6 protein-coding genes are annotated in these 5,940 nt (G+C 65.9%); all 6 read left to right on the forward strand.

Annotated elements, in window-relative coordinates:
- Positions 1–174 precede the first annotated feature (174 nt).
- The 6 genes from ulaG (at position 175) to HMPREF1316_RS07455 (ending at position 5,514) form a co-directional block, all read left to right on the forward strand.
- Positions 175–1,293: an L-ascorbate 6-phosphate lactonase gene (ulaG, locus tag HMPREF1316_RS07430; protein WP_021726364.1), complete on the forward strand. Its 1,119-nt coding sequence runs from the start codon at positions 175–177 to the stop codon at positions 1,291–1,293.
- A 12-nt stretch (positions 1,294–1,305) separates the two neighbouring features.
- Complete coding sequence (locus HMPREF1316_RS07435; protein ID WP_021726367.1) at positions 1,306–2,019, forward strand: L-ribulose-5-phosphate 4-epimerase; 714 nt, start codon at positions 1,306–1,308, stop codon at positions 2,017–2,019.
- Positions 2,020–2,114: 95 nt separating this feature from the next.
- Positions 2,115–2,975 carry an L-ribulose-5-phosphate 3-epimerase gene (locus HMPREF1316_RS07440; protein ID WP_021726365.1) on the forward strand — a complete coding sequence of 287 codons (861 nt, stop codon included), beginning with the start codon at positions 2,115–2,117 and terminating at the stop codon, positions 2,973–2,975.
- Between the two features lie 52 nt (positions 2,976–3,027).
- Entirely contained in the window at positions 3,028–3,711 is a 684-nt protein-coding gene (locus HMPREF1316_RS07445) for a transaldolase family protein (protein ID WP_021726363.1), read from the forward strand.
- Between the two features lie 40 nt (positions 3,712–3,751).
- On the forward strand, positions 3,752–4,573 hold the full coding sequence (locus tag HMPREF1316_RS07450) for a transketolase (RefSeq protein ID WP_021726366.1): 822 nt from the start codon (positions 3,752–3,754) through the stop codon (positions 4,571–4,573).
- Between the two features lie 2 nt (positions 4,574–4,575).
- Complete coding sequence (locus HMPREF1316_RS07455; protein WP_040651828.1) at positions 4,576–5,514, forward strand: transketolase family protein; 939 nt, start codon at positions 4,576–4,578, stop codon at positions 5,512–5,514.
- The last annotated feature ends 426 nt before the right edge of the window (positions 5,515–5,940 follow it).

A 5,940-nucleotide genomic window follows, 5' to 3' on the forward strand; every position in this document is an offset into this window, starting at 1 on the left:
CCCGCGAACGTCTGGGTCTTCGAGGAGGGCGGATCGAGCCACATCATCTCCGCCAACCGCGAGACCGACGAGGTCGCGCTCTACACGGTGCTCGCGAAGTAGCATCACGCGCGCGGTACCACGGCCCCGCCCCTGGGCGGGGTATCGACAGCTCACCAACCAAGGGAGGTTCGAATGTCTGCGATCGACGAGGTCACCCGTGAGGGGTGGATCATGAGCACGTTCCCCGAGTGGGGGACATGGCTCAACGAGGACATCGAGAACTGCACGGTGCCCAAGGGCAACGTCAAGATGTGGTGGCTCGGCTGCACCGGCATGTGGGTCAAGACGCCCGGCGACGCCAACATCACCATCGACCTGTGGACCGGCAATGGGAAGCGCACCCACGGCAACGGCCTCATGAAGGTCGGCCATCAGATGGCCAACATGGCCGGCGTCCGGGCCATGCAACCCAACCTGCGCAACATCCCCTACGTCTTCGACCCCTTCGCGTTCACCCATGTGGATGCCGTCCTGGCGACGCACTATCACCAGGACCACATGTCCAAGGAGTGGGCCGCCCACGTCATCCAGTCGGGCATGACCACCACCGACGAGAGCGGCAACGAGATTCCCGTGCCCTTCATCGGTCCCGAGAAGTCCGCCGACTTCTGGCGCGCGTGGGGCGTGCCCGAGGATCGCATCCGCGTCGTCAAGCCCGGCGACACGTTCAAGATCAAGGACATGACCATCGTCTGCATGGACTCCTTCGATCGTACCTGCATCGTCACCACCGACTCCACCGGCCCCGACCGCGAGGACCTGGCGGGCACGTGCCCGACCGACATGGACGAGAAGGCCGTCAACTACCTCCTCGTGACCCCGGGCGGCAACATCTACCACAGCGGCGACTCCCACTACTCCATCTACTTCGCCAAGCACGGCAAGGACGTCATGAGGGAGTACGGCGGCGTCGACGTGTGCTTTGGCTCCTATGGCTGCAACCCCGTGGGCATCCAGGACAAGATGGAGGCCACCGACATCCTGCGCATGGCGGAGGCCCTGCAGGCCAAGGTCGTCATTCCCATCCACTGGGACGTCTGGACCAACTTCATGGCCGACCAGCGCGAGATCGAGGTCCTGTACCAGATGCGCAGGGACCGTCTGGGCTACACCTTCCATCCGTACTACTGGCAGCCGGGCGGGGACTACACCTACCCCCTGGACAAGGACAAGAGGGAGTACATGTACGATCGTGGCTTCCATGACTGCTTCGACCACGAGCCTAACGTCCCGTTCCGTTCGGTTCTCTAAGGGGTGACGCACATGATGCTCAAGGAACTTCGCGAGAGGGCCTACGAGGCCAACATGGATCTGCCCAAACATGGGCTGGTGGTCTTCACCTGGGGCAACGCCTCCGAGGTGGACCGCGACAAGGGCCTCTTCGTCATCAAGCCCTCGGGGGTCGACTACGACGAGCTCTCTCCCGAGAACATGGTCGTCTGTGACCTCGACGGCACGGTGGTGGAGGGTGACCTCAACCCGTCGTCGGACACGCCCACCCATGCGTACCTGTACAGGGCTTGGGACTCGATCGGCGGCGTCGTCCATACCCACTCGGCGGCCGCCGTCGCATGGGCACAGGCCGGCCGTTCCATCCCCTGCTATGGGACCACGCAGGCCGACTACTTCTACGGCGAGGTCCCCTGCATGCGGGGGCTCACCCAGGAGGAGATCGAGGAAGCCTACGAGCTCGATACAGGCAAGGTCATCGTCGAGGGCTTTGCGGGCACCGACCCGGTGGCCCAGCCCGGCTGCCTCGTGCGCAACCACGGCCCCTTCTCGTGGGGCAAGGATGCGGCACAGGCCGTGTACCATGCCGTGGTGATCGAGGAGATCGCGAAGATGGCCCGCGACACCGAGCTGCTCTGTGGCGCCGCCGACAAGTCTGCCGCTGACGCCCTTGCCCCACAGTACCTGCTTGACAAGCACTACCTCCGCAAGCATGGGCCCCATGCCTACTACGGGCAGGGGAAGTAGCAGACCATCCTGCCGCTCTCTGTCGAAATCGAGCGAGGACGCAGGCGCTGGCCTTTCCAGACGAGACCAGCACCCTGCATTCGGGAGGAGCGTATATGAGCAAAGCGTACGAGCTGGGGCTCTATGAGAAGGCGACGCCTTCGGACCTCACCTGGGAGGAGCGTCTGCGCCTTGCCGCAGACAGCGGCTTTGACTACATGGAGATCTCGGTGGACGAGTCCGATGCCCGCCAGGCCCGGCTGGACTGGACGGCCCGTGAGCGCGCGGACGTCGTCCAGGCCATGCGCAACGCGGGCGTGCCCCTGGGCTCCCTGTGCCTCTCGGGACATCGCAAGTGGCCCCTTGGCGCCAAGGACCCCAAGAAGCGCGCATATGGCCTCGTCATGATGGACAAGGCGCTTGAACTGGCGTGTGACCTCGGCCTGCACATCATCCAGCTCGCCGGCTATGACGCCTACTACGAGGAGGACGCCTGGGACGGCTCCGAGGGATGCTTCCGGGAGAACCTGGCCAAGGCCTGCGAGATGGCCGCAAAGGCGGGCGTGGTCATGGGCTTCGAGACCATGGAGACCCCGTTCATGGACACGGTCGAGAAGGCCATGAGGTACGTCAGCGAGATCGACAGCCCCTTCCTGGGCGTCTATCCCGACGTGGGCAACCTCACCAACGCGTCGCTGCTCTACGGCAGGCCCGTCGCCGACGACATCGCGACGGGCGCGGGGCACATCTTTGCGGCCCACATGAAGGCGACCAGGGCCGGCCAGTACCGTGACATGCTGTTTGGCGAGGGCACGACGGACTACGAGGGTGCCCTGACCCAACTCATGCCCCAGGGGGTCCGTCGCTATGTGTGCGAAATGTGGTATCTGGGTTCCGCGAGCTGGAAGGATGACGTTGCCCACGCATCCGTGTTCGTTCGCGGGAAGATCGAGGAGGCGCTTGGGCGTCTCGGCTAACGTCAAGGTATCGCGTGTCCGCGCACGAGCGGACATCTGGAAAGGAGCCATCATGAAGTTCTTCATCGACACCGCCGACCTCGACGAGATCAGGGAGGCCGAGGGCTGGGGCGTCCTCGCCGGCGTCACCACCAACCCGAGCCTCTACGCCAAGACCGGTGGCAGGCTCGCCGACTTCGAGGGCCACATGGTCAGGATCTGCGAGGTCTGCGAGGGCCTGCCCGTCTCCGCCGAGTCCCAGGCCAAGACCATCGAGGACATGGTCGCCGACGCCCGTCGCCTCTCCAAGCTCGCCCCCAACATCGTCGTGAAGCTCCCCATCTGCGAGGAGGCCCTCACCGCCTGCCACACCGTGGCCGCCGAGGGCATCCGCGTCAACATGACGCTCGTCTTCTCGCCCACGCAGGCGCTGCTCGCGGCCAACGCCGGCGCCCGCTACGTCAGCCCCTTCGTCGGCCGCTTCGACGACATTGCCGAGGACGGCATCGGGCAGCTCGCCAGCGTCGTACGGGCCGTCAAGAACTACGACTGGGCGGGGAGGAACGTCGACGGCCGGGTGGAGATCATCACGGCGTCCGTCCGCACCCCCAACCACATCACCCAGGCCGCCCTCCTCGGCGCCGACATCGCCACGGTGCCCCTTGTCGCGCTCAGGAAGGCCGTGAGGCACCCGCTCACCGATCAGGGCCGTGCCAGCTTCGACAGGGACTGGCAGAAGGTCCTCGACGCCCAGTAGGCGACCCGCCCGCTTCCGCGAGAAAGGAACGAGTCCTCCCATGGACAACGCAGAGATCAAGAGGCATGCGAACGAGATCCGCAAGGGCATCATCGCAGGTACCCACGCGGCCAGGTCGGGCCACCCCGGTGGCTCGCTCTCTGCGGCGGATGTCCTCGCATACCTGTACTTCGAGGAGATGCATGTCGATCCCGGCAACCCGCACGACCCCGGCCGCGACCGCTTCGTCCTGTCAAAGGGCCACTGCGCGCCCGGGCTGTACGCCACGCTTGCCGAGCGGGGCTTCTTCCCCAAGGAGGACCTCCTGACGCTGCGACACGTGGGCTCATACCTGCAGGGCCATCCCAACATGCACGACACGCCCGGGGTGGACATGAGCACGGGCTCACTGGGCCAGGGAGTCTCGACGGCCGTGGGCATGGCACTGGCCGCCAAGCACTGGGGTGACGCCTACCGCGTCTACAGCCTGCTGGGCGACGGGGAGATCGAGGAGGGGCAGGTGTGGGAGGCGGCCATGTTCGCCGGCAACCACCAGCTGGACAACCTCTGCCTCATCGTGGACAACAACAACCTCCAGATAGATGGCACCATCGAGGAGGTCAACTCCGCCCAGCCCATCGCGGACAAGTTCCGCGCGTTCAGGTTCCATGTGGCCGAGGTGGCCGACGGCAGTGACCCCGGCCAGCTGCGACCCGCCTTCCAGGAGGCGCGCTCGACCAAGGGCGCCCCCACCTGCATCGTGATGCGCACGGTCAAGGGCAAGGGAGTCTCGTTCATGGAGGATCAGGTGGGCTGGCATGGCAAGGCCCCCAACGACGACGAGTTCGCCCAGGCGATGGCCGAGCTCTCGAAGGAGGCCTAGTGATGGCAGACGCACAGAGGATGGCCACCCGCGAGAGCTACGGCAACGCCCTCGTCGAGCTGGGCCACGAGCACGACGACTTCGTGGTGCTCGACGCCGACCTCGCCGCCGCGACCAAGACGGGCATGTTCAAGAGGGCCTTCCCTGACCGCTTCTTCGACGTGGGCATAGCGGAGCAGAACCTCATGGGCATCGCCGCGGGCATCGCCGCGACGGGGCACAGGGTGTTCGCCAGCACGTTCGCCATGTTTGCCGCCGGCCGTGCCTTCGAGCAGGTGCGCAACTCCATCGGCTATTCCCACCTGCACGTGGTCATCGGCGCCACGCACGCGGGAATCTCCGTGGGCGAGGACGGCGCCACGCACCAGTGCAACGAGGACATCGCCCTCATGCGCGCCATCCCGGGCATGACGGTGGTCGTGCCGTCCGACGACGCGGAGGCGCAGGCCGCCGTCAGGGCCGCCTATGAGGCGGACGGTCCTGTGTACCTCCGCCTCGGCCGCCTTGCCGCACCACGGCTCCATGGGGCCGGCTACCGCTTCGAGCTGGGTCGTGGCGTCGTGGAGCGTGCGGGGACGGACGTCACCATCGTGGCCTGCGGCCTCATGGTAGGCGCTGCGCTCGAGGCGGCCGAGGCGCTCGCCACCCAGGGCGTGAGCGCCGAGGTGCTCAACGTCCACACCGTCAAGCCCCTGGACGAGGGCCTCGTGGTCGCCTCGGCCGCGAGGACCGGTCGGGTCGTCACGGTGGAGGAGCACTCCGTGATCGGCGGGCTGGGCGACGCCGTGTGCGCGGCCCTTGCCGAGGCACGGCCCGTACCCGTGAGGAAGCTGGGCGTCCAGGACGTCTTCGGTGAGTCCGGCCCCGCGTTGGAGCTCCTGGCCAAGTATGGCCTGGACGCGGCGGGCATCCAGCATGCCGTCGAGGAGTTCGTGCGATAGGCAGCTCTCTCTGCTAGAAGGTCCAGTTCGACCAGCCCTGGAAGGTTGCTCCGGGGCTGGTCGAACCCTCATTGTGTCCACCGTGCGGGCGAGTCCTCGAAAGGTGCGTCAGAACAACCTGACGCATGGCCACGAGTCTGCCGTCCATATGCTGGATGGCGCATCACCGTGGGCTGTGGGAACGCCCCCGTTCGGATGGCTGCCCCTTGAATCCGTACGTGAACTCATTCACGACCCCACTTGTCTGTCTCCCAGACGCACGCTGGGGTGGCCTATCCTTGAGATGACGACAGCCGGGTGATGGGGTCACCCGGCTGTATGCCCTCCTGGCACAGTCAAACGATGTGCGCACCGGAATGGTTATGATAAAGAATGCCTGGTAAACGGCAGTGACAACCGATGGTTGTCACTGCCGGGAGCAAAAAA

This window comes from Olsenella profusa F0195 (assembly GCF_000468755.1).
GTDB classification, from domain to species: domain Bacteria; phylum Actinomycetota; class Coriobacteriia; order Coriobacteriales; family Atopobiaceae; genus Olsenella_F; species Olsenella_F profusa.